The organism is Lysobacter alkalisoli (assembly GCF_006547045.1).
GTDB lineage: Bacteria > Pseudomonadota > Gammaproteobacteria > Xanthomonadales > Xanthomonadaceae > Marilutibacter > Marilutibacter alkalisoli.
Map to the genome: position 1 here is coordinate 2,828,987 of NZ_CP041242.1, position 23,720 is coordinate 2,852,706.

The following is a 23,720-nucleotide window of genomic DNA, read 5'->3' on the forward strand; positions in this document are numbered from 1 at the left end:
GTCAGGCCGGGAGTTTGAAGTCGGCGACCGAGCGGCGCAGATCGGCGGCGAGCTGGGCCAGGTTGCCGATCGACTGTGCGGTCTGGCTGGCGCCCTGCGAAGTCTGTGCGGTGATCGACTGGATCGTGTTCATGGTCACGGTGATGTTCGATGCCGCGCTCGTCTGCTGTTGTGCTGCACTGGAGATGCCCTGGATCAGGCCCGACAGGTCGGACGACACCTTTTCGATCTCGCCCAGTGCGGTACCGGCATCCTCGGCCAGGCGCGCACCGGCGACCACTTCGGATGTCGTCTGCTCCATCGAGCTCACAGCTTCGTTGGTATCGGACTGAATTGTCTGGACCAGGGTCTCGATTCGCTTGGTCGCGTTGGAGGCGCGTTCGGCGAGTCGCTGCACTTCGTCGGCCACGACCGCGAAGCCGCGGCCTGCTTCACCAGCCGACGCCGCCTGGATGGCCGCGTTCAACGCCAGGATGTTGGTCTGTTCCGAGATGTCGTTGATGAGCTCGATGATCGAGCCGATCTCCTGTGAACTCTCGCCCAGTCGCTTGATCCTCTTTGAGGTCTCCTGGATCTGGTCGCGGATGTTGTCCATGCCTGCGATCGTCTGGCGTACCACGCCCGCGCCCTTGGTCGCGATCTGCACCGAGCGCTGCGCCACGTCGGCGGACTCAGCGGAGTTGCGCGAAACCTGGTTGATGCTTTCGGCGATCTCGCTGATGCGGCTGGAGGCGGAGTTGATCTCCTGCGCCTGATGCTCGGCGGCCTCGGCCAGGTGCATGGCGGTGGCCTGGGTTTCCTGGGCGCTGGACGCCACCTGCACCGAGGTATCGGTAATCGTCTGCACCAGGCTGCGCAGCTGCTCGACGGCGAAGTTGATCGAGTCCGCGATCGCGCCGGTCATGTCTTCGGTCACGGTCGCCTTGACGGTCAGGTCGCCTTCCGCCAGCGAGCCCATTTCGTCCAGCAGGCGCATGATCGCCTCCTGGTTGCGGTCGTTGAGCTCTTTGGTGGTCAGGTAACGTTGTTTCTGCGCGGTATTCAGCGAAACCACCAGCAGGACGATGGCGAGCAGCGCGATCGCGCCGGACACGATGCTGATCCAGATGTTGCCGAGCAGGCTGGTGTCCTTGAGCGAGCCGAATGCGGTAAGCGCGTTGAACAGGCCTTCACTGTCGCCCAGCAGCTTGTCGGCACCCTCGGTGATCGCGGTGGCCGAAGCCTGGGCCTGGAACAGATCCGGCGAAGCGGCCAGGATCGCGTCCACGTCCTCCTTCATCCCGCTCCACAGTTCCTCGACCTGGGTCAGCGCTGCGACCGCGCCAGAATTGGTCAGCGCGGTGATGGTCGGGTTGTCGGCTCCGTTTCGCAGGCCGGCCAGGACGTTGTCGAACACCAGCACGTCGCGGGCCAGTGCGTCGCCGGCCATGGTCGCGCCGCTGCCGCCGGCCTGGATCTCCGTGATGCGTCGGGCGATGGTGCCCGACAGCACGACCTGGCGCAGTGCGTAATAGACCTGCGAAGCCGGCGAGCCGCTGGAGGACATCGCCCGGACCAGCTCGTCGAGGTTGGCCTGCAGCTGCGGGACCTTGGCGTTGAAGTTGCTGGCGTTGCCTGCAAAGCCGGTCACCGCGGCCTCATTGGCGATCAGCTGGTTGGCGCTCTGCCCCAGTGGAGTCCAGGTCGAGGCCACGGCGTTGATCGGACCGGCCACGCCGGCGGTGTCGCCGAAGTTGGAAGTGAGCTGCGACAGGTTGCTCTCGATCGCGGACCGTGTGTTGCGGAACGCGGCGAAGGCGCGTTCGTCGCCGCCGACCGCCTCGCGCCCCTGCACCGCCAGCTGCTGCGAGAGCACGCGCAGGTCCGAGGCCGAGGTGCTGGCGCCGCCAAGACGGGAGGCCTTGTAGATCGAGTAGCCGGTATTGAGGCCGAACACCAGCAAGGCGATGCCCAGGACCGCGAGCCAGGTGTTGACGCCGTACTGGCGGCCCTTGCCCATTGCGTTATTCATGTCACTGCTCATGATACGACCTCAAGTGCGTTGCGATTGCCTGGTTCGGCATGGTGTCCAGCGCGTTGATCGGCCCGCGGCAAGTCCGCCGCGGTCTGTCTGAATTCGGGAGTGCGGGTCAGCTTGTCCAGGCTGAAGATGCCCCAGGTGGTGCCGCCTGGCTGATAGGTACGGTCGATGAAATGCTGGTAGCGGCCCGCGACCAGGGCGTCGTTCCCGGCCTGTCCAGCGTCGACTTGCCCGCCCGCTTCGACCATGTGCTCCTCGACGAAGCTGCGCTGGCCGTACAGTTCGTCGATCAGCACCGCGACGTTGCCGCCCGACTGACGCACCAGCAGGATCCGCTGGCCCTCGTGCAGCACGGTGCGCTCGCCTTCGAGGAACTGCTTGAGGTCGACCACCGGCAGCAGGTTGCCGCGCACGTTGGCCAGGCCCAGCAGCCAAGGCTGCGCACCTGGCACCGGAGTGACCGCGGGCAAGGTCAGGATCTCGAGGACCTCATCGAAACCCGAAGCCAGGCGCCGGTTGCCGATCCGGTAACCGACCCCACGCCACATGCCCGGCGCATCGATCTGCTCGGGCAGACCGACCACATGCGCGAGGCTGCGACGCTCGTAATCGGCCAGCACCTCGAATGGAGTCATCTGTGTGGCCACGCCCGCCTCAATCGCCCAGCAGGTCGTTGATGCGCGCGACCAGCTCGTCCTCGCGGGGCGGCTTGACGATGTAGTCGCGGGCGCCTTGGCGCAGGCCCCAGGCCTTGTCGGTGTCCATGCCCTTGGTGCTGACGATCAACACCGGGATGTGCTTGGTGTCAGCGTCGCGCGACAGCGCGCGGGTGGCCTGGAAGCCGTTCATGCCGCCGGGCAGGACCACGTCCATCAACACCAGGTCGGGCCGCTCGCGGCGGCAAACATCGATGCCGTCCTCCGCATTCCCGGACGCCAGCACCTGGTGTCCATTGCGTTCGAGCAACTGGGTCAGGACCGCCGTGTCGGTCGGCGAGTCCTCGATCAGCAGAATACGTGCCATGGTAGCCCTACCCCCCGGTCAGGCGTTGTGTGCTTCGGTGTGTACGTGGGTGCGGATCGCGCCGAGGAGCTCCTCGCGCGTGAATGGTTTGGTCAGGTACTGCTCGGAACCGACGATGCGGCCACGCGCCTTGTCGAACAGGCCGTCCTTGGAGGACAGCATGATCACCGGCGTACCCTTGAACATCTGGTTGTTCTTGATCAGCGCGCAGGTCTGGTAGCCGTCCAGCCGCGGCATCATGATGTCCACGAAGATGATGTGCGGCTGCTGGTCGGCGATCTTCGCCAGTGCCTCGAATCCATCCACGGCGGTTACAACCGCGCATCCCTCGCGTTTCAGCAACGTCTCTGCGGTTCGCCTGATGGTGCGGGAGTCATCGATCACCATGACCCGCAAGCCATCGAGATTGCCTGTACGGCCCTCGTCAAACATTACCTGCTTCCCCGGGAAATTCCCCAAATGCGGGCGCCATAGTTATCAGGACATGGCAGCGCCTCGCGATACCCGCCTATATTCCAACCCTGACTGCCCGTGTCAAGCACAAAAACAGGTGCGTCACAGTTGAACAGGCAAACCCGTGACCGGTTCCGGGGGCATTGTCGCAGTTCCCGGAGCACCTGCCGGGCCGCGATCCCGGCCTGCTACCATCGCCTCACTTCCGCTGCGCCACGCCTCCATGCCTCTCGACATCGTCGTCGTGATGGACCCGATCGGGACCATCAAGACCGCCAAGGACTCCACCTTCGCCATGCTGCTGGAAGCCCAGCGCCGCGGCCACCGCCTCCACTACGTGATGCCGGGCGGTCTGTCGATGTCCGGCGGAAGGGCGATGGCCCGCATTGCGGCGTTGACGGTGCAGGACGACCCGGCCGACTGGTTCAAACTGGAACAACCGTCACAAATCGAACTGGGCCGTGGCCAGGTCGTTTTGATGCGCAAGGATCCGCCGGTCGACTCCGAGTACATCCACGACACCCAGATCCTCGGCATCGCCCAGCTGGCCGGCGCGACGGTCGTCAACGACCCACAGGGCCTGCGGGACTACAACGAGAAACTGGCTGCGCTGCTGTTCCCCGAGTGCTGCCCCCCGACCGTGGTCAGCCGCGACAACGCCACGCTCAAGGCCTTCGTCGCCGAGCATGGCGAAGCCGTGCTCAAGCCGCTCGACGGCATGGGCGGGCGCTCGATCTTCCGTGCCCGCCACGGCGAGGCCAACACCAACGTGATCCTGGAAACGCTGACCGAAGGCGGCCGACGGCTGGCGATGGCGCAGCGCTACCTGCCGGAGATCGCCGATGGCGACAAGCGCATCCTGCTGGTCGACGGCGAACCGGTCGACTACTGCCTGGCTCGGATCCCGCAGGGCGACGAATTCCGCGGCAACCTGGCCACCGGCGGCCGCGGCGAGGCCCGCCCGCTGAGCGAGCGCGATCGCTGGATCGCCGCCCGGGTCGGCCCGGAAATGAAGCGCCGCGGGATGCTGTTCGTCGGTCTGGACGTGATCGGCGACTGGCTGACCGAAGTCAACGTGACCAGCCCGACCTGCATCCGCGAGATCGATGCCGCATATGGCACCAACATCGCGGGGATACTGTTCGATGCCATTGAAGCAAAGGCGGGAATGGGGAATGAGGCATAGGGAACGGCGGGACTGCCGCTCCCGGTGGCCAGCTTAGGCCCAGCCGTCCAAAAGGACGGAAGCAGCAGACTCGACGCAGCCTTACCATTCCCCTTTCCTGCTCCCCAGTTCCTTTTTGCCCCGTCATGTCCACCCTCGCCCAGCCCGCCAACGAAGACGGCCGCCTCAGCGCCACCCTGGTGCTGTCATTGCTGGTGCACGGTGTGCTGCTGCTCGGGGTCGGCTTCGCCCTGGAGCGGGCTGCGCCGGTGGTGCCGACACTGGACGTGATCCTGACCCAGACCCGCAGCCCGCTGACCCAGGCGCAGGCTGACTTCCTCGCCCAGGCCAGCAACCAGGGGGCGGCGAACACGACAAGAGCACCCGTCCGCGCGAAAGCCAGAGCGGGCCGGCACCGCACGAGACACCGGGACTGGCGCCACAACCTCTGCGCGCGCAATCGCCCGAAGCGCAACCGGCGCCGGTCGCGCGGGTGATCAGCAGCACCCGCGGCGACGACCGGATCGAAACCGCCCGCGACACCCCTGAACCGGACGAGCTGCCGCTACCGCCCGGTGACGAGAAGATCGAGCGCGACATGCAGATGGCGCGGCTGGCGGCCGAGATCCACCTGCGCTCGGAACGCTACGCCAGGCGCCCGAGCCGCAAGTTCGTCTCCGCCAGCACCCAGGAATACGCCTGGGCGACCTATTTGCGCGAGTGGGTGGACCGGGTCGAGCGGATCGGCAACCTCAACTATCCCGACGAGGCGCGGCGGCGCCGGCTCGGCGGCCAGGTGGTGATCAGCGTGGCGATCCGCCGCGATGGCTCGATCGAGCGCTCCGACATCGTCCGCAGCAGCGGTATTCCGCTGCTGGATTCCTCGGCGCTGCGCATCGCCCGTCTTGCCGAGCCTTACCCGCCGCTGCCCAGGACGGAGGAGAATCCCGACGTCCTGCACGTGACCCGGACCTGGAACTTCCTGCCGGGCGGGCAGCTCATCGACGAATAGGGCGATACCCGGGCTGGGCCCGGGCATCCCCGAAGTTTGGTTCTTCCGGCAAGTGAGGGGGAGTTCGCCTTCTGCCGCTTGCGTTTTGCGTTTGATCACCGGCTCTCACCGCTACCTGGCTGTCCCGACGCGACCTGCCGGCCTTGACGGCGAATGTCCCCCGGCCGCCGCCCGTGGCGGCGGCCTCCTCCTTGATTTCGCCGTCAAGGCCGGCAGGCCACGTCGGGATCGCGCGGCCACGCTGGAACCCGAAGCAGACCCTCCCTGGGAGTGCGCTTCTGGAACCACCGGTCATGTCGGAACGCCGGGGGCGAAGGCCCTTGGGTGCGAAATCAAGGCGGAGGCGCCGGCCCTGGCCGGCGCCGGGGGACATTCGTACCCAAGGGCCTTCGCCCCCGGCGCCCCGATCACCCAACAGACCCGGCGCTTTCCCCTTGATTGGGCGAAGAACCCAAAGTCTGCAGCGCAAACCTTGGGCCCCATCAATGCACCTCCACACCCCCATTCGCGCTGACTCAGGGGGCTGAGGATCGCGCCCAAGGACGCTCCTACGAACGTGATTGACGCAGGGCCTGCTGCTCGGCGATGGTCAGGGCGACGTTGTTGCGCAGGTAGGCGGGTTCGGCCTGTTCCGGGGCCACCGCCTCGCCGCGGGCGAACGCGGCCGCGCCGAGCCGGGCGACGTCGGCGGCGTGCGGCAGTTCCTGCGCGGCAACCGATGCCAGTCGACCGCCCAGGTGCCGCTGAAGTGCGCCGTCGAGTGCATCGAAACCGGTGCCGACGCCGTGCCAGCCCTCGCCGCCCGGCAAGACGACATCGGCCGGCGGCAGCACGCGTTCGCCGTCGAGAAGGACGGGCTCGCCATCGCGACGCTCGAACGCGGCGACGTAGATCTCGCCCATGCGCGCGTCGATCGCCGCCAGGATGCGTTGGCCGTCGTGTCTGCCCTCACCCCTGCCCTCTCCCGCTAGCGGGAGAGGGGGACAAGGTGCGCAAGCGCGCATCGACAAGGCGGCCAAGGTCGACACCGGCAACAGCGGACGGTCGAGCGCCAGCGCCATGCCCTGCGCCAATGCAATCGCCAGGCGCACGCCAGTAAACGCGCCGGGACCGCGGCCGACCGCGATCGCGTCGAGCTGGCTGCGCGCGATGCCGGCTTCGGCCAGCAATTCACCGGCCCACGGCAGGGCCAGCTCGGCATGCCGGCGCGGGGCGATCTGGAAGCGCTCGACAACCTCGCCGTCCAGCCAGAGGGCGACGGAGCAGGCTTCGGTGGCGGTTTCGAGGGCGAGGATTTTCATTCAGGGGCGTGGAGACCGGCTATTCGGGAAGGATACCCGCCTGCTCCCGGTCTCCGGCAAAAAACGCCTGCACATCGGCCACGTCCCGGCTGCGCGGCAGTGGCGGCAGCGAGTCCATGAATACCTTGCCGTAGCTGCGGCCTAGCAGGCGCGGGTCGCACAGCACCAGCACGCCACGATCAGTTTCGCTGCGGATCAGGCGGCCGGCGCCCTGCTTGAGCGCGATCACCGCCTGTGGCAGCTGTTCGTCGCGGAATGGATTGCCGCCGCCGCGACGGATCGCCTCCAGCCGCGCCTCGAACACCGGGTCATCGGGCGCGGCGAATGGCAGTTTGTCGATGACGACCACGCTCAATGCGTTGCCGGCGACGTCCACGCCCTCGCGGAAACTGGCCGCACCCAGCAGCACACCGTTGCCGGAGGCGCGGAAACGCTCCAGCAGCAGCCCGCGCGGCGCTTCACCCTGCACGAACAATGGCCATGGGCAATCGCTTTCGCGCAACAGGGCGGCGACTTCACGCAGCGCGCGGTGCGAGGCAAACAGCAGGAAGGCGCGGCCGCCGGAGGCCTCCAGCACCGGGCGTACCGCCTCGACCAGGGCCTGGCCGTAGTCGCGGGAGGACGGTTCCGGCATCCGCTTCGGCAGGTAGCACAGAGCCTGCGTCTGCCAGTCGAACGGACTGGGCGCGAGCAGCGTGTCCGGCTCGGCCAGGCCCAGCTTGCCGGCGTAATGGCCGAACTGGCCGCCGACCGCCAGCGTGGCCGAGGTGAACACCCAGGCCGCCTTCGAACGCTCACGGTGCTCGGCCAACGGACCGGCGACATCGAGCGGGGTGCGGCTGAGGCGGAAGCCGCGCGCGGTGAGTTCGTACCAGCGCACGCTGTCGGCATCGTCCGGAAGACTCACCGGCATGCGTTCGTCGGGATCGGGCGGTGGCGGCATATCTTCATCGCCGTTCTCTTCACCTGCCGCGCCTTCGATGTCGCGCCATCGCCGCAGCTTGGCCGCATAGTCGCCGACCCGGAACATGCAGGCCTCGAAGCCCGGCGAGGTCGAGCGCAGGGGTTCCAGTACCGCGGCCATGTCCTTCAGCGCCCGGGCCAGCGCTTCCAGCGCGGCCTCGGCGGCATCCAGTTCGGCCGCGCGCGACCGGGTGCCGCGCACCGGCAGATCGTCCATCGCTGCGCGCAATGCGCGTGTCGCCTGTTCCAGCACGCGGGCCGGCTCCTGCACGCTGGCCAATGCGCCGGGTACCTCCTTGCATTCGGCAATCGCGTCGCGGGCCAGCTCGACCAGCGGCCGCGCGCTCACTGCCTCGCCGAAGAACTGCGAGGCCAGCTCCGGCAGCTGGTGCGCCTCATCGACGACGAAGGCCTGCGCGCCGGGCAGGATCTCGCCGAAGCCCTCCTGCTTGAGTGCAAGGTCGGCCAGCAGCAGGTGGTGGTTGACGACGACGATGTCGGCCGACTGCGCCCGCTGTCGCGCCTGTACGACGAAACAGTCGGAGAAGAACGGGCATTCGCTGCCGAGGCAGTTGTCGACGGTCGAGGTGACGATGGGAATGAGCGGAGAATCCTCGCCCAGGCCTTCGACCTCGGCCAGGTCGCCCATCTTCGTCCGCCCGCCCCAGGCGACGATGCGCTGGAACTGCGCGGCCATCTCGCGGCTGTGGAAACGCGGCTCGCCCCTGGCCTGGTTGAGCCGGTAGTGGCACAGGTAATTGGCACGCCCCTTGAGCAGCGCGGCCTTCAGACCGACACCGAGCGCATCGCGCACCCGCGGTAGATCGCGGTGGTAGAGCTGGTCCTGCAGCGCGCGGGTACCGGTGGAAACGATGGTCTTGAGTCCCGACAACAGCGCCGGCACCAGGTAGGCAAAGGTCTTGCCAGTGCCGGTGCCGGCCTCGGCGATCAGGGTGCCGCGGTTCTCGAAGGCGACGGCGATCGCGGCCGACAGATCCTGCTGTGCCGGCCGTGGGGCGAACGTCTCGAGCTGGCTGGCCAGTCGCCCGCCATCGTCCAGTGCTTCGCGCGCGGCTCGGGCGAGCCGGGAATCCTGTCCTGTCATCAATGCATCCGCTGCCGTCTCAATACCGCGGCGGCGGCGCCACCGTGCAGGCGTCGCGACGTCGGGCAGCCTCTTCCACCGACACCCGCGGCAGGCCCGACTCGGCGGCCGGCGGTCGGGAGCCGGCCTTGCGGGCCTGGATCATCGTCTCCCATGCCCTGCGGCACAGCGGCCCGACCGCGGTGCCGATGCTGCGGACACGCAATGCAAGCAGTTCAGCCATGTCGGGCTCGCCCAGCAACAGAGCCAGCTCGGCCCGCTGCTGCAACACACTGGGGTCATCGGGAACGATCCCGAGCGCCTCGTCGATGCGCTCGGCAGCGGCGAGGTACAGGTGACTCGCTTCGAGTGCGGCGGCCTCCTCGCGCAGGTCGGCGACCTGCGGATCGATCAACGGCTGCACGTCGAGTTCATCGCCGCTGGCGGTGCCGGCGGCGCGGATCGTGGCCACCGCTGCGACCGGGTCGAAATCCGGTGGCAGGGACGGCGTCGGCGCGGTCGTGCAGCCGGCCAGAACGATGGTGGCAATCAGGCCGGCCCGGAGCCCCGGGGCCGGGAGAATTCTGCCGTGCGGGTGCCCGGAGGCAACCCGGGGGCGACGGAACATCGGATTCATTGCGATGGCGTCTCGGAGGGGGAGGGGGATGACGGCTGCGCCGGACTCGAATCGCGGTCGCGGCCGAAGCCAAACCAGTCGCGCCAGCTACGACGCTCACGGTCCGGTTCGGGCTCCGGCTCGGGCAGCCGGCACGGGGCGTGGGCCGGCGCATGGCCGGCGACGAAGGGGAAACGGCGGGCTTCGGGGCAGCCGGCATCGGTGCTGTTGCTGCCGACCACCCACTGCCAGTCCAGACCTTCGTTGCCGACGCTCAGTGTTGCGCTGGGCAGGTTGCTGAAAATGTTCGACCACACTTTCATCGCGCCGGTGGCGCCGTACAGGCCAGTGGCCTGGTTCTGGTCATTGCCGACCCAGACCACCGCAAGATGGTCGCCGGTCCAGCCGGCGAACCAGCTGTCGCGGCCGTCGTTGCTGGTGCCGGTCTTGCCGGCGGGCGCGAGGTGGCCAAGGCCATCAGCGACCAGTTGCCGGGCGGTGCCATTGGTGACCGCCTGTTGCAGGGCGATGGTGATCAGCCGGGCAGCGACCGCGTCGCCGGGCTGGGCCGGTGCCGGCTCATTGTCGTAGCGGTTCAGGGCGCGGCCTTCGGCATCGAGCACGCCACGTACCGCCCGCAGTGGCTGGATCTCGCCGCCGGAAGCGAGGAACTGGTACAGCTGCGCCATCGCGTACGGGCTCTGGTCGAGCGAACCGAGGATCAGCGCCGGGTTCGGTTCGGCCTCGATCCCGGCCAGGGTCTTGAGCAGGCCGGCGAGACGTTCGGGCGCGACCTCCATGCCGATGCGGACGGTGGCCTGGTTGTAGGAACGCGCCAATGCATCGACCAGCCGCACCATGCCGTGACTGCGGCCGTCGGAATTGCCCGGCTTCCAGGTCCGGCCACGGCCGAGGGTGACGGTAACCGGCGAATCGTCGACCCAGCTGGCCAGCGACCAGCGTGTTGGCTGGGCCAGCGCGAGCAGGTTCACGAACGGCTTGAGCAGGGATCCGACCGGACGCTGGGCCTCGATCGCACGATTGAAACCGTGCGCGGTGAACTGGCGGCTGCCGACCAGGGCCACGACCTCGCCGTTGTGGACATCGGTGACCACCAGACCGGCTTCCAGCGGCGGCCGCTTGTCGCTGTCGAGCGACTTGAGGGTGGCGGTGACGGCAGCCTCGGCCCGGGCCTGGGCCGAGGGCGACATCCCGCTCATCACGCTAAGCCCTGCGCCGGACAGGGCACCGGCCGGGTAGTCGCGCGCGAGCTGGCGACGGATCAGGTCGACATAGGCCGGGAAACGGTTGGCCGACAACCTGCCGGGACTGTCGCTGATGCCAAGCGGGGCTTCGAGCGCGCGCTTGTATTCGGCTTCGTCTATCAGCCCGCTGCCATGCATCTCGCCAAGCACGAAGTTGCGCCGTTGCAGCGCCGCCTGCGGGTGGCGCCGCGGGTCGTAGGCCGATGGTCCCTTGACGATGCCGATCAGCAACGCGATCTGCTCGGTGCGCAGGCTGTCGAGATCGCGGCCGAACCAGAACTCGGCACCGGCGGCCACGCCATGCACGGCCTGGGCGCCGCGCTGGCCCAGGTAGACCTGGTTGAGATAGGCCTCGAGGATGGTGCCCTTGTCGTAGCGGGCCTCGATCAGCAGCGCGTACAGGATCTCCTTGCCCTTGCGGGTGAAGGTCTGCTCGCGGCCGATGCCGAGCAGGCCGCTACGGGCGAGCTGCTGGGTCAGGGTGCTGCCGCCCTGGCGGGCGCTGCCGGAGCGCAGGTTGACCCAGGTCGCGCGCAGCATGCCGCTGACGTCGATGCCGTGGTGGTGGGCGAAATCGCGGTCCTCGACCGCCTGCAGGCCGGTCACCAGCAACTCGGGCACGTCGCGGACCCGGACCAGCCGCCGCTCCTCCTGCTTCTGGCCGTAGAGGGTGGCGATGCGGGCCGGGTCGAGCCGGGCGCGCCGGGCCGCCTCACCGGGCGTGCCGTCGGCAGCGACGTCGCGCAGACTGGACACGCGACCGGCCGAGAGGGTCAGCTCCAGCCGCCGCGGCGCCACCATGCCGTCGACATCGTTGAAACCGCGACTGGAAATGCGCCAGCGGCTGCCGTCGCGGAGATACGTGCCGGGCGTCAGGCCGTCGCCTTCGTGATAGGCGGCGGCATCGAGTTCGGTCTTGAGCGTCGCCGCGTCCATCGCCAGGCCCGGCGACAGCACCAGCGGGCGGGCATGGACCCGGGTCGGGATCTGCCACTGCAGCTGTCCGAAGCGCTCGCCGACCTCATGGTTCAGGTACAGCGTGTACGGGATCAGGAAGCCCAGGCCCAGCGCGGCAACGGCCAGCGCCCAGGTGACCAGCCGGCGGCGCCATTGCGGACGCGCGTCATCGTCGGTGTCGTCTTCGTCGTACCGGAGCTTGTGCTGGTGCGTGTGCTGCTTTCTGGCCACGGCGTGGGACAATGGCGGGGCTGCGCCCTCGAACCGCCCGAGTCTAGCGCAGGCCGAAACTGCGCCAACGCGGTTCCTGAACGATTGATGGGAGTTCCTTCAGCAATGCGTGAGAGCCTGTCCGCGACCTTTCCGTGGCCCACTCAGCTTCATGGCCATCAAGGAACCGGGGACGGGCGCCGATGACCCTGGCCGATCTGCGGTTCCTGTTCGACCGGGCCACCGGGCTGGCCTGGCGCGGTCTGACCAGCCTGCGCACGCGCGGCTGGCGCGCCTCCTGGCAGCGGGTGCTGAAGCAGTTCCACCGGGTGCCGGCACACCAGCGACCGGCGTTGTACCTGCCGGCGGCAGAGCCATTCGCACCATTCGCGGTACCGGCTTCGACCGATCCACGGGCCAGCATCGTGATTCCGGTCTACAACCAGTTCGCCTTCACCCTCGCCTGCCTGCGCGCGATCGCCGCGCACCCGCCTGCCGCCGGGATCGAGATCATCGTGGTCGATGACGGCTCCAGTGACGAAACCGGGGCTTCGTTGCGCCAGCTAGAGGGCCTGCATTACCACCGCCGGGCGGAGAACGGCGGCTTCATCGCCGCCTGCAACGACGGTGCGGCGCTGGCGCGCGGTGAATACCTGGTGTTCCTCAACAACGACACGGTGCCGCAGCCGGGCTGGCTGGACGCGCTGCTGCGCACCTTCGACGAGCATCCCGGCACCGGGCTGGCCGGCGCGCAACTGTTGTATCCCGATGGCCGGCTGCAGGAGGCCGGCGGGATCGTCTTTGCCGACGGCAGTGGCTGGAACCATGGCCGCTTCGAGTCACCGCTGGACCCTCGTTTTGCCTTCGTACGCGAAGCCGACTACCTCTCGGGCGCTGCGATCGCACTGCCCTGTGAAGTGTTCTCGCAACTGGGCGGTTTCGATACGCGCTATGCGCCGGCCTACTACGAGGACACGGACCTCGCCTTCGCCATCCGGAAACTGGGGCTGAAAACCCTCTATCAACCTGCCGCCCGCGTGGTGCATGACGAGGGGGCGACCTCCGGCACCGACCTCAACCAGGGACCCAAGGCCTACCAGGTTCGCAACCAGAACATCTTCGCCGACAAGTGGCGGGATGCGCTGGCGGGCCAGTATCCGCTCGGTACCGGACCGGACGACGCAGCCCTGCCGAAGGGCCGGCAGACCGTCCTCATCATCGATGCCCTCACCCCGCAACCCGACCGCGACTCCGGTTCGCTGCGGCTGGTCAACCTGATGCGGCTGTTGCGCGAGGAAGGCGCGCACGTGGTGTTCATGGCCGCCGACCGGCAGCACATCGGTGCGCCGACCCAGACCCTCCAGCAGATGGGCGTGGAAGTCTGGCACGGGCCGCACGCGCGCGGCTGGCCGGCCTGGCTGCGCGAGCACGGACCGCGCCTGGATACGGTCATGGTGTGCCGCCATTACGTGATGCGCGAGATGCTGCCGCTGCTGCGCCTGCACGCCCCCCAAGCCCGGGTGGTGTTCGATACCGTCGACCTGCACTACCTGCGCGAGCGGCGCGGCGCCGAGGTCGCCGGCGACACGGCCCTGCTCAGGGCGGCCGAGCGCACCCGCGCGCTTGAACTGGACGTGATCGCACACAGCGATGCGACCCTGGTGGTCAGCAGCGTGGAACGCGAGCTGCTGGCCATCGATGCACCGGATGCCCGGGTCGAGATCCTCTCCAACCTGCACCGGGTGCCGGCGGCGGGTCCGGGGTTCGAGGCGCGGCGCGACCTGATGTTCGTCGGCGGTTTCCGCCACCCGCCCAATGTCGATGCGGTGCGCTGGTTCGTGGGCGAGGTCTGGCCGCGCATGCGCACCGCCCTGCCCGACATGCGCTTCCACTGCATCGGTGGCGACGTGCCTGACGAGATCCGTGCCCTGCACGGCCACGACGGCGTCGAGATCCACGGCCATGTGCCCGACCTGTCGCCGTTCCTCGATGGTACGCGGCTGGCGGTCGCACCGCTGCGCTACGGTGCCGGAGTCAAGGGCAAGGTCAACCAGAGCATGGCCCACGGCCAGCCGGTGATCGCGACCTCGTGCGCGGTGGAGGGCATGCATCTGCGCGACGGGATCGACGTACTGGTCGCCGACACCCCCGAAGCCTTCGCCGACGCGGTGGTGCGGGCGTATCGCGACGGGCGGCTCTGGCAGACACTGGCCACCCATGCACGTGCGAACGTCGAACGCCATTTCTCGCTCGATGCCGGCCGTGACGTGGTGCGCCGCGTGCTGCTCGGATACGACGACCGCCAGCCGTAGTGTCCCGCGACGCGGGCGGACGGAAGCCCGCTCGGGAAGCCTGCCCAGAAGGCCTGCCCAGAAAGCTTGTCCGGGACGCCCTTTCAGTCGGCGCCCGTGGCCGCCGCCACCCGCCGGGCGAAGTCATCCAACCCGACGGCTGAAGGGTCGAGCGCGCGCGCCGACTCCAGCGCCGTCCGTGCCGCCACCAGCTCACCGGCACCGAGACGCTCGTCGCCGACCTCGATCCAGCGCCGGGCCAACCGCTGCCGCGATTCGCGCAGGGCATCGGGATCGCCCCCCAGTTCCACACTGGCCTGCAGGCAGCGGCCGGCCGCGACCAGACGGTTGTCGCGCAGGGCCTCGCGATAGCACTCACGAGAGGCAGGCAGCAGGCGCGCAGTGGCTTCGGCCACGCGGGCATCGCCCGGGGCCAGCGCACGCGCCGCTGCGATGCGATCGAAGGCGCTCTCGCCAGGTGGAGTGAGCAGGTGGCCACGCGCCTCGGCGGCACGGGCATCGCGCAGCAGACGTGTCAGCCGCCGCTCGAGTTCGGCCGCCGGCATCGACCCGGCCTCCGTTGCCAGCAGCCGCTGCCGCGATTCGCGCGCCTGCGCGATGCGACGTTCCGCTTCGGCGATCGCCGACCTGGCGTCGGGCGCATCGGCGACGGTATCGCGGGCTTCGGCCAATGTCGCCTCGGCCGCCTCGAAGCGGAAGTCCTGCGCCTCTCGCACGGCCTGTCCGGCCTGCGCGCGCGCCACCTCCCGCAACCCACGCCGCGCGTCCGCGTCCTCGGCGTTGACCGCCAGCACCTCCCGCCACAATGTGCGCGCGCGCGTCAGCTGGCCACGCTGCAGGGCGGTACGGGCACGCGCATGGTGGCGCTCGACCAGACGCGCCAGTTCCGCCATCGCATCGGGCAGTTCGGCATGACCGCTGTCGTACCCGCGCGCCGCGTGGATGATCCGGCCGGCGCGGGCCAGTTCGTCGTCCCGGATCGCCTGCCAGGCCTGTTGCAACAGAGCGCTGATCGCGTCTTCGCGTCCCTCCAGCGCTTCGGTGCGGCTCGGCTGCAAGGCCAGTACGCGCTGGTAGAGCGGCAGCGCTGCGGTTTTGTCTCCGGTCAGATGGCCGGCCTTCAAAGCCGACGCCGCCGACACCAGCATCTGGTCGAGGCCGGCCCGCGAAGCCTCGCGCTCGCGCAGTTCCGTCGCCAGCGCATCGGATTCGGCCCGCGGCACGCTCAGCTGGCGGGCCAGGCCGAGCAGCTGGTGGGCTTCGTGATAGCGGCCGTCTTCCATCGCCTCACGCGCCTGTTCCAGTGCCGCCTGGCCGACCCGGGCCAGGCCCGCGTGGGCTTCGAGGCGGTCGGGTTCGAGCGCGAGCGCGGCCTCGTAGAGTTCGCGCGCGCCGCTACCGTCGTCGGCAGTCAGACGACCCTCGGCCAGGGCGCGCTCGGCATCGGCACGCAGCTGCTGGGCCCGGGTTTCCGGCCAAAGCCGGTCCGCCAGGGGTTGTCGAACCAGGTGCAGGGCAATCAGCACGAGTCCCAGCCCGGCCAGCATGCCCCACCAACCCCAGCCCGTCCGTGGCCAGTGCGGGCGCACTGTGCGGACGCGCGAGACAAGCGGGCGACGCGGCATCCCGGAGTCCGGGCGCTGTTCGGGCGGGTCGACGCGATTCCTCTCCATGGCGATACCAGCATAGTGCGCCGGCCGGCCATCGACACAGTGCTTCATGAAGCCGTTCAGGCCCGTCGTGCGTATTCGACGCCCGGCAGTGCCGCGAGCTTGCCGAGCACGGTCGAAAGCCGGCCGAAGTCGGCGACGCGCAGGCGCAGGCGTACGCGTACATGGGCGCCGTCGCGCTCGAAGTCGGTGCGCATGCTGGTGACGTGCACGTTGTCCTGGGCGACCAGGTTGGTGATGTCCTTGAGCAGCCATTTGCGATCGATCGCACGCAGTTCGGTATCGACCTCGTGGCTGCTGCCGGCCCGGCCCCATTCCACCGGCAACACCCGTTGCGGATGCTGCGCGGACAGACGGGCGAAGGTGGCGCAGTCGGGACGATGCACGCTGACACCCCGCCCCTTCGTCAGGTAGCCGACGATCGGCTCGCCCGGCAGCGGCTGGCAACAGCGCGCCAGCTGGGTCAGCACGTTGCCGACCCCCTCGACTGTGAACTCGCTGGTACGTTCGCGCGGGCGCTTCGGTGCCTGTTCCGGTACAGACGGCACCGCGGGCGGGGCGGGTTCCCCGGCCCGTTCGTGCTCAAGCAGCACGCGGCCGATCTGATGCGGGCCGAGATCGCCCAGCGCGACCAGGATGTGGAGATCGCTGTCGTGGGCGACGCTGAAGCGTTCGCGGGCCGGTGTCAGGTCGGCACCGAGCAGGCCGAGCTTGCGCAGCTCCCTGTCGAGCATCTCCTTGCCGGCAGCCTCGTTGCGGACGCGGTCGAGCTTGTGGAACCAGGTTCGCACCTTCTGCCGCGAACGACTGCTGGCGAGGAAACCATTGGCCTCGAGCAGCCAGTCGCGACGCGGCTCGCCGGTCTTGGCGGTCATGATCTCGATCCTGTCTCCGCTGTGCAGCTTGTGGTTCAGCGGCACGATGCGGCCATCGACCTTGGCGCCGCGGCAGCGATGACCGACCTCGGTATGCACGTGGTAGGCGAAGTCGAGCGGGGTCGCTCCGGCCGGCAGGTCGATCACCTCGCCCTTCGGCGTCAGCACGTAGACGCGATCCTCGACCAGTTCGGTATCGAGATCGCCGGCGAGCTGCGCCTCGTCTTCGCGGTTCTCCAGCAGCTGCCGCATCCACGCAATCTTGCGGTCGAAGGCGGCGTCGGCGGCCTGGCTGCCGGATTCCTTGTACTTCCAGTGCGCGGCCACGCCAAGCTCGGCCTGGCGGTGCATCTCGTCGGTGCGGATCTGCACCTCCAGGGTCTTGCCCTCCGGGCCGATCACCGCGGTGTGCAGCGAGCGGTAGTCGTTGCGCTTGGGCCGGGCGATGTAGTCGTCGAACTCGCTCGGGATAGGCGCCCACTGCGCATGCACGATGCCCAGCGCGGCATAGCAGGCAGCGACGTCGTCGACCATCACCCGCACGGCGCGCAGGTCGTACAGCTCGCCGATCGGCACGTCCTTGCGCTGCATCTTCTTCCAGATGCTGTAGATGTGCTTGGGCCGGCCGGCGATCTCGGCACGGATGCCCTGCGCGGCCATCGCCTCGCGAAGGGTCCGCTTGACCGCCTCGATGTAGCGCTCGCGGTCGCCGCGCTTCTCGTCGAGCAGGCACGCGATCCGCTTGTAGGTGTCGGGCTCGAGGTAGCGGAAGGCCAGGTCCTCCAGCTCCCACTTGAGCTGCCAGATGCCGAGCCGGTTGGCCAGCGGCGCATGGATGTCGCGGGTGAGCCGGGCGAGCTGGCGGCGCTCGGCCTCGTCCAGCGACACCGCGTGGCGCATCCGCGCCAGCTGCCTCGCCAGCAGGATCGACACCACGCGCAGATCGCGAACGATCGCCAGCAGCAGCCGGCGCAGGCCCTCGCTGCCAGAGCGGGTGGTCTGCTCGGCATGCAGCAGCCGCACCTGCGCAGCCGCCTGCTGCCCCTCCAGAAGGCCGAATGCTGCCGGATGCGCCTGCTCGAAGTCCTTGCCCAAGTGTTCCCGCAGGGCCGGGTACTGACGCAGCAGCGCCGCCATCACGGTGTCGCCGTCGGCACCGAGGCGGGCCAGCGAGCCGAACATGTCGGCCACCACCGGTACCGGGTCGCGGGCCCCGGCGACGCTCGCCGGCCCGGACAGCACCTGCCGCAGGATGGCGCGGTCGGCTTCGGCGATGGCCGCGGCGGCGGGCTCGTCCAGCAACGTGATCGGATCGGGGGCGGGCGGCGAAGTCATCCTGGACAACGGTTCGACTGCAAGCAGGAAAGGGACACGACTACACTAGCAGGACCGTCGGCAGCGGTTCGTCGACCCACCGATCCTGGAGGACTCCCATGCTTCCCAAGCCACGCCTGCTTCTTCCTCTCGCCATCGTGGCCGCGCTGGCACTGGCCCCGGCGGCATTCGCCCAGCAGTCCGCGCCGCCGATCGAACAGGAAATGAGCGCCGGAGAGTTCAGGGCCGCCGGTCTCGACAAGCTGAGTCCGGAAGAGCTCGCCAATCTCAACCGCTGGCTCGACCGCAAGGTCGAAACCGTGGCTGCCGAGGTCACCGCGCAGGTCACCGAACAGGTGACCGAGCAGGCCCGGGAGGAAGGCCGCAAGGAGGTGGTGGAGAAAAACCGCGGCTTCCTCACCTTCGGTTCCAACGAGCCGATCACCGGCGTCATGGCCGGCTCGTTCCGGGGCTTCGGCAAGGGCCGCGTCTACACGCTCGACAATGGCCAGGTCTGGGAACAGGTCGACGACGTCACGCTTGCCGGCGTCCGCAATCCGAATCCGAACGTGACGATCAGGCCGAGTCTGGTCGGCAATGTCTGGTACATGTCGATCGAGGGCTACAACAAGCGGGCCAAGGTCAGACGGGTGAAGTGAGTCCAGCCTGCAGGAGGGCGCCTCGGTGCCCTCCTGTTCCTTCTCAGCCCAGCTGCGCCACTCGTTGCGCGAGCTTCTTCGGCGACACGCCGCCACGGGTGCCGAGTTCCTGCGCGAACAACGATACCCGCAGCTCCTCCAGGTCGCGGGCGAAGTCCCGCCACCCGGGGGTGTTGCCCCGCCCTTCGTTGCGCGCGGCATCGAGCGCATCGACGAAAGGCTTGAGTTCCAGCATCCGCGACTGGTCGCGCGACGGATCGCGCAGCGCGCGTTCTCCGCGCAACGACAGTGCCTTCAGGTAGCGCGGGTATTCACGCAGGGTTTCGGCCGGCACGTCGCGCAGGAATCCCGGCGGCGTCAGCGCGGCCAGATGCGCGCGCATGTCGTCGAGGTTGCCGCTGGCCCAGCCCATCAGCGGCGATTCCAGCTTCGCCCGCACCTCCGCCACCGCGGTGAGGATGGCCTCGGCCTGCCTGAGCCGCTCGACCGCCTCCGCGAACAGCGCCTTGCCGACCGACTCGACCCTGACGGCGAAGGCATCGGCATCGCGGATGTCGCCGAGCGCGTCGGTCGCAAGCGCTTCGAACGCGCCGTCGACCAGATCGTTGCGAAGACGGTCGCCGTCCTTCAATCCGTCGCGTCGCGGCGCAGCCGCTTCGATCGCCGCGTACAGCAGTCCGGTCTTCGGCGACACCGGCAACTGCTTGCGCGCCTGTTTCATGCGATCGGCAAGGGCCAGCGCGAGCAGGCGACGGACACCGCGCGGATGCGCGACCTCGGCCACCTCGCGCTCGGCGTGCACACGCAGCGAAGCACTGTCGCCGTCGTCGTGCAGCGCCGGCCAGGCCGGCACGCCACCCGCACCGGGGACCGAGATCGGAATCGCCTGTTCGGGAAACGCCGTCAGACCTTGTTGCGCCAGGCCGTCGGCGGCACGGGCGGCGAAGGCGTTCGCGGCACGCTCGCCGAACCTGCGCTTCAGCTCATCGAGGTCGCGGGATTCTGCAAGGACATGCCCGACCCGCGCGGTCTTTCCGTCGCGATCGAGCAGGCGCAGATTGATGCGCAGGTGCGGCTCCAGCGCAGTCTCGTCGAAATCGACCGCCGCGACCTCGGCACCGGTCAGCTTCTTCAGGAAGCGGGCCAGGGTGCCGGCGAAGGTGTCGGTGGCTTCCTGGTCCGGATGTGCCGGATGCGCCTCGCGGAATGCATGCGCGAAATCCGGCGCCGGCACGAAGTTGCGGCGCTGCGCTTTCGGCAGGCTCTTGATCAGTGCCGCGGCCTTGTCCTCGACGAAGCCCGGCGCCAGCCACGACAGCCGCACCGGGTCGAGCGCGTTGAGCAGGTGCAACGGCACCACGACAGTCATGCCATCATCCGGCGCCCCCGGTTCGAAGCGGTACTTCACCGCCAGCCGCGCATCGCCGAGCGCGATGTATGGCGGAAAGAGCGTGGCATCGCTCTCGTCGACGACCATCAGGTCATCCAGCGACCATTCCAGCTTCGCCTTGTCCGCCGCCGGCAGCTTGCGGTACCAGGCATCCAGCGCCTGCGCGTTGTGGACCTCCGGCGGCAGCCGGTCGAGGTACCAGCGGGCCATCCAGTCCTCGTCGACGACCAGGCCGGTGCGACGCTGCTTGGCCTCTTCCTCGTGCGCCTTCGCCAGCGTGGCGAGGTTGCGGGAGAGGAACGCGCTGCGGGTGTTGATCTCGCCGGTGACCAGGGCATCGCGGGCGAAGATCGCGCGGCTTTCCTCCGGGAACAGCGCGCCGTAGTGGATCGGCTTCTTCGGCGCCAGCACCAGGCCGAACAGGCTGATCTGCTCGCTGCCGACCACCCGCCCCTGCGAACGCGCCCAGCGCGGGTCGTGCTGGCGGCGTGCGAGAAGGTGCGGCAGTTCGGCGATCACCCACTCCGGTTCGATCGCGGCGTTGGTCAGCGCCCATACCCGCTCGGTGTCGAGCAGGGTCGCCGACAGCACCCACGGCGGTGGCTTCTTCGACAACGGCGAGCCGGGGAACAGCTGGTAGCGGCGCCCGCGCGGACCTTCGTACAGGCCCTTGTCCCCGCGGTGCGCGACCTGGGTCGGCAGGCCGGCGAGGATGGCGCGGTGGAGGGTCGTGTAGGCGGCGGCATCCAGTAGCCCGGGCAAGGCCAAAGGCCGCACCCGGGAGCCCTCCCGACCTGCCCCCGGGTGCGCTTCGCTTGCCCGGACCGCGGTCTGCCAGCCGATGTCTTCCACCATCAACTTCAACTGCCTATGCAACTCGCGCCATTCGCGCATGCGCAGGAAGCCGAGAAAATGTTTCTCGCACCACTTGCGCAGCCGCGACTGGGTCAGCTCTTCGTGCGCGACCTGATAGGCCTCCCAGAGCTTGAGGATGCCGACGAACTCGGACTTCGGATCGGCGAACTCCGCATGCGCGGCATCGGCGGCGCCACGCTGGTCGGCAGGGCGCTCGCGCGGATCCTGGATGCCGAGGAAGGATGCGATCGCAAGCATCTCGCGCAGGCAACCATGGCTGTTGGCAGCGACCAGCATCCGCGCCAGCTTCACGTCGACCGGCAGTCGCGCCATCAGCTTGCCGGTCGCGGTCAGGCCACGTTTGTCGTCGACCGCGCCCAGCTCCGACAGCTGCTGCCAGCCATCGGCAATCGCGCGCGAATCCGGCGCCTCCAGGAACGGGAAACTCTCGATGTCGCCCAGCCCGAGCGCCAACATCCGCAGGATCACCCCGGCCAGTGCGGTACGACGGATCTCGGGGTCGGTGAACTCGGGCCGCGATTCGAAATCGGCCTCGGAATAGAGCCGATAGCACACGCCCTCGGCGATTCGCCCACAACGGCCCTTGCGCTGGTTGGCGCTGGCCTGGCTGACCGGCTCGATGTGCAGGCGGTCGAGCTTGCCGCGCGGACTGTAGCGCTTGACCCGCGCCAGCCCCGGATCGATCACGTAGCGGATCCGCGGCACCGTCAGCGAGGTCTCGGCGACGTTGGTCGCCAGCACGATCCGGCGCCGGACGCCGGGGTTGAACACCCGGTCCTGATCGCGCGCCGACAGCCGCGCGTACAGCGGCAGCACCTCGGTATCGCGATATTTGCGTCGCTCCAATGCCTGATGGACATCGCGGATCTCGCGCTCGCCGGGCAGGAACACCAGGACGTCTCCGCGTGGGTCCTCGCGGGTGATCTCGTCGCAGGCGGCCAAAATGGGGTCAGAGTCGTTTCTCGCTCGGGATGATGACTCTGCCCCGTTCTCGACCCCGTGCCCTCCTCCTCCAGGTAGCGCACCTCGACCGGATGCGTCCGCCCTTCGACCTCGATCACCGGCGCATCATCGAAATGCGCGGCGAAACGGGCGGTGTCGATGGTCGCCGAGGTCACGATGACCTTGAGGTCGCGGCGCTTCTTCAGCAGCTGCTTCAGGTAGCCGAGCAGGAAGTCGATGTTGAGGCTGCGCTCATGGGCCTCGTCGATCAGCAGGGTGTCGTAGCGCGACAGCCAGCGATCGGACTGGATCTCGGCCAGCAGGATGCCGTCGGTCATGAACTTGATCGCGGTCTGCTCGCCGACGTTCTCGGTGGACACTTTGCCTTCAAACCGGACCTGGTAGCCGACCGCGCCACCCAGCGGCACGTGCAGTTCCTCGGCGACCCGACGCGCCACCGCACGCGCGGCAATCCGCCGCGGCTGGGTGCAACCGATCAGGCCCGCCGCACCGCGGCCGGCGGCCAGGCACAGCTTCGGCAACTGGGTGGTCTTGCCCGAGCCGGTCTCGCCAGCCACCACGATGACCTGGTGCTTGCGGATCAGTTCGACGATGCGGTCGGCTTCGCGTCCGATCGGCAGCGACTCGTCCGCCGGCGCCTGCGGCAGGGACGCGGCGCGCGCTTCGCGGCGGGCGACCGATTCCGTCAATGCCTTGGTGAAGTCGGCGCGGGCTTTCTCGTCGGCCGGCCGCCCTTTCCAGCGCGACCACAGGCCATGCAGACGGCCACGGTCGCGGCTCAGGGCACCGTCGATCGCCCGCCGGGCCTGCTGCAACGCATTGCCCTCCCTGTCTTTTCGACGGGATGGCCGTGACGTGGAATTTGCATTCGGACGGATAGACTCCATCTGTTCTTTTGAGCCGTATGACGTTTTGCGAATCAGGCGACATTGTCGCCGCAACGCATCCCCAAGGAGAAACCGCATGGCCAAGTCCAAGTCCCCCAAGCCATCCAAGGCCGCAAAGAAGGCCCCGAAACCGGTCGCATCGCCGGCATCCGGTTCCGACGCGCCGGCCATCGACATCGGCATTTCCGGCGCCGACCGCAGGAAGACCGCCGACGGGCTGTCGCACTTCCTGGCCGACGCCTACACGCTGTATCTGAAGACCCACAACTTCCACTGGAACATCACCGGGCCGATGTTCAACAGCCTGCACGTGATGTTCGAGACCCAGTACACCGAGCAATGGACGGCGCTGGACGAGATCGCCGAGCGGATCCGCGCACTGGGCTTCAATGCCCCGGGTTCCTACGCGGAGTTCACCCGCCTGTCCTCGATCCCGGAGGAGCCTGGCCTGGCCGACGCTGCCGACTGGCGCGAGATGGTGCGCCAGCTCGTGGTCGGCAACGAGGCGGTCTGCCGCACCGCGCGCAAGACGCTCAAGACCGCCGACAGCGCAGGCGATGACCCGTCCGTCGACCTGATGACCCAGCGCCTGCAGACCCACGAGAAGTATGCGTGGATGCTGCGGTCGCTGTTGCAGTAAGGGACCCCACCCCCACCCAACCCTCCCCCTGAGGGGGGAGGGCTTCTTAGCTGCCGTAGCCCGTA

Annotated in this window: 13 protein-coding genes and 3 pseudogenes; 5 read left to right on the plus strand and 11 right to left on the minus strand. The window is 68.6% G+C overall.

Annotated features, from left to right (window positions below):
* Window position 1: 1 nt before the first annotated feature.
* The 4 genes and pseudogenes from FKV23_RS12500 to FKV23_RS12515 all read right to left on the minus strand — a co-directional run bounded on the left by FKV23_RS12500 (window position 2) and on the right by FKV23_RS12515 (window position 3,475).
* A complete protein-coding gene (locus tag FKV23_RS12500) occupies window positions 2-2,011 on the minus strand; it encodes a methyl-accepting chemotaxis protein (RefSeq protein ID WP_141624141.1) in 2,010 nt (669 codons plus the stop codon).
* Window positions 2,012-2,097: 86 nt separating this feature from the next.
* Window positions 2,098-2,655 (minus strand): annotated as a pseudogene (locus FKV23_RS12505) (chemotaxis protein CheW); the annotation flags it as partial.
* A 19-nt stretch (window positions 2,656-2,674) separates the two neighbouring features.
* Entirely contained in the window at window positions 2,675-3,043 is a 369-nt protein-coding gene (locus FKV23_RS12510; protein WP_141624142.1) for a response regulator, read from the minus strand.
* 18 nt (window positions 3,044-3,061) lie between these two features.
* Window positions 3,062-3,475, minus strand: a complete 414-nt coding sequence (locus FKV23_RS12515) for a response regulator (RefSeq protein ID WP_141624143.1) — start codon at window positions 3,473-3,475, stop codon at window positions 3,062-3,064.
* Window positions 3,476-3,719: 244 nt separating this feature from the next.
* On the opposite strand from FKV23_RS12515, the gene gshB reads away from it, so the two are divergent.
* Window positions 3,720-4,682 carry a glutathione synthase gene (gshB, locus tag FKV23_RS12520; protein ID WP_141624144.1) on the plus strand — a complete coding sequence of 321 codons (963 nt, stop codon included), beginning with the start codon at window positions 3,720-3,722 and terminating at the stop codon, window positions 4,680-4,682.
* A 125-nt stretch (window positions 4,683-4,807) separates the two neighbouring features.
* A pseudogene (locus FKV23_RS12525) lies at window positions 4,808-5,673 on the plus strand (energy transducer TonB).
* A 548-nt stretch (window positions 5,674-6,221) separates the two neighbouring features.
* Here the strand turns inward: FKV23_RS12525 and tsaB are convergent.
* Genes tsaB through mrcB form a run of 4 tightly spaced genes read right to left on the minus strand, consistent with a single transcriptional unit; the run spans window position 6,222 to window position 12,102 of the window.
* Window positions 6,222-6,974: a tRNA (adenosine(37)-N6)-threonylcarbamoyltransferase complex dimerization subunit type 1 TsaB gene (gene tsaB / locus FKV23_RS12530; protein WP_141624145.1), complete on the minus strand. Its 753-nt coding sequence runs from the start codon at window positions 6,972-6,974 to the stop codon at window positions 6,222-6,224.
* A 19-nt stretch (window positions 6,975-6,993) separates the two neighbouring features.
* Window positions 6,994-9,042, minus strand: coding sequence for an ATP-dependent DNA helicase (locus FKV23_RS12535; RefSeq protein WP_141624146.1), 2,049 nt, complete (start codon window positions 9,040-9,042; stop codon window positions 6,994-6,996).
* 19 nt (window positions 9,043-9,061) lie between these two features.
* Window positions 9,062-9,649 (minus strand): tetratricopeptide repeat protein, encoded by a 588-nt coding sequence (locus FKV23_RS12540; RefSeq protein WP_141624147.1) that lies wholly within the window; start codon window positions 9,647-9,649, stop codon window positions 9,062-9,064.
* Window positions 9,650-9,654: 5 nt separating this feature from the next.
* Window positions 9,655-12,102 carry a penicillin-binding protein 1B gene (mrcB, locus tag FKV23_RS12545; protein WP_244243997.1) on the minus strand — a complete coding sequence of 816 codons (2,448 nt, stop codon included), beginning with the start codon at window positions 12,100-12,102 and terminating at the stop codon, window positions 9,655-9,657.
* A gap of 170 nt (window positions 12,103-12,272) precedes the next feature.
* Between mrcB and FKV23_RS12550 the strand changes: the two genes are divergently transcribed.
* Window positions 12,273-14,381 carry a glycosyltransferase gene (locus tag FKV23_RS12550; RefSeq protein ID WP_141624149.1) on the plus strand — a complete coding sequence of 703 codons (2,109 nt, stop codon included), beginning with the start codon at window positions 12,273-12,275 and terminating at the stop codon, window positions 14,379-14,381.
* 83 nt (window positions 14,382-14,464) lie between these two features.
* Here the strand turns inward: FKV23_RS12550 and FKV23_RS12555 are convergent, their stop codons facing one another.
* Both FKV23_RS12555 and FKV23_RS12560 read right to left on the minus strand, forming a co-directional pair.
* A complete protein-coding gene (locus FKV23_RS12555; protein WP_141624150.1) occupies window positions 14,465-16,102 on the minus strand; it encodes a coiled-coil domain-containing protein in 1,638 nt (545 codons plus the stop codon).
* An 8-nt stretch (window positions 16,103-16,110) separates the two neighbouring features.
* Window positions 16,111-18,261: a RelA/SpoT family protein gene (locus FKV23_RS12560; RefSeq protein ID WP_141624151.1), complete on the minus strand. Its 2,151-nt coding sequence runs from the start codon at window positions 18,259-18,261 to the stop codon at window positions 16,111-16,113.
* 98 nt (window positions 18,262-18,359) lie between these two features.
* Between FKV23_RS12560 and FKV23_RS12565 the strand changes: the two genes are divergently transcribed.
* A complete protein-coding gene (locus tag FKV23_RS12565; RefSeq protein ID WP_141624152.1) occupies window positions 18,360-18,899 on the plus strand; it encodes a hypothetical protein in 540 nt (179 codons plus the stop codon).
* A 43-nt stretch (window positions 18,900-18,942) separates the two neighbouring features.
* Here the strand turns inward: FKV23_RS12565 and hrpA are convergent.
* Window positions 18,943-23,015 (minus strand): annotated as a pseudogene (gene hrpA, locus FKV23_RS12570) (ATP-dependent RNA helicase HrpA).
* A gap of 76 nt (window positions 23,016-23,091) precedes the next feature.
* Between hrpA and FKV23_RS12575 the strand changes: the two are divergent.
* Entirely contained in the window at window positions 23,092-23,655 is a 564-nt protein-coding gene (locus tag FKV23_RS12575; RefSeq protein WP_141624153.1) for a Dps family protein, read from the plus strand.
* Window positions 23,656-23,720: the final 65 nt, after the last annotated feature.

Coding starts and splice junctions, on each gene's coding strand:
- FKV23_RS12500 (WP_141624141.1), bottom strand. CDS start 2,011: ATGAATAACGCAATGGGCAAGGGCCGCCAGTACGGCGTCAACACCTGG.
- FKV23_RS12510 (WP_141624142.1), bottom strand. CDS start 3,043: ATGGCACGTATTCTGCTGATCGAGGACTCGCCGACCGACACGGCGGTC.
- FKV23_RS12515 (WP_141624143.1), bottom strand. CDS start 3,475: ATGTTTGACGAGGGCCGTACAGGCAATCTCGATGGCTTGCGGGTCATG.
- gshB (WP_141624144.1), top strand. CDS start 3,720: ATGCCTCTCGACATCGTCGTCGTGATGGACCCGATCGGGACCATCAAG.
- tsaB (WP_141624145.1), bottom strand. CDS start 6,974: ATGAAAATCCTCGCCCTCGAAACCGCCACCGAAGCCTGCTCCGTCGCC.
- FKV23_RS12535 (WP_141624146.1), bottom strand. CDS start 9,042: ATGACAGGACAGGATTCCCGGCTCGCCCGAGCCGCGCGCGAAGCACTG.
- FKV23_RS12540 (WP_141624147.1), bottom strand. CDS start 9,649: ATGTTCCGTCGCCCCCGGGTTGCCTCCGGGCACCCGCACGGCAGAATT.
- FKV23_RS12550 (WP_141624149.1), top strand. CDS start 12,273: ATGACCCTGGCCGATCTGCGGTTCCTGTTCGACCGGGCCACCGGGCTG.
- FKV23_RS12555 (WP_141624150.1), bottom strand. CDS start 16,102: ATGAAGCACTGTGTCGATGGCCGGCCGGCGCACTATGCTGGTATCGCC.
- FKV23_RS12560 (WP_141624151.1), bottom strand. CDS start 18,261: ATGACTTCGCCGCCCGCCCCCGATCCGATCACGTTGCTGGACGAGCCC.
- FKV23_RS12565 (WP_141624152.1), top strand. CDS start 18,360: ATGCTTCCCAAGCCACGCCTGCTTCTTCCTCTCGCCATCGTGGCCGCG.
- FKV23_RS12575 (WP_141624153.1), top strand. CDS start 23,092: ATGGCCAAGTCCAAGTCCCCCAAGCCATCCAAGGCCGCAAAGAAGGCC.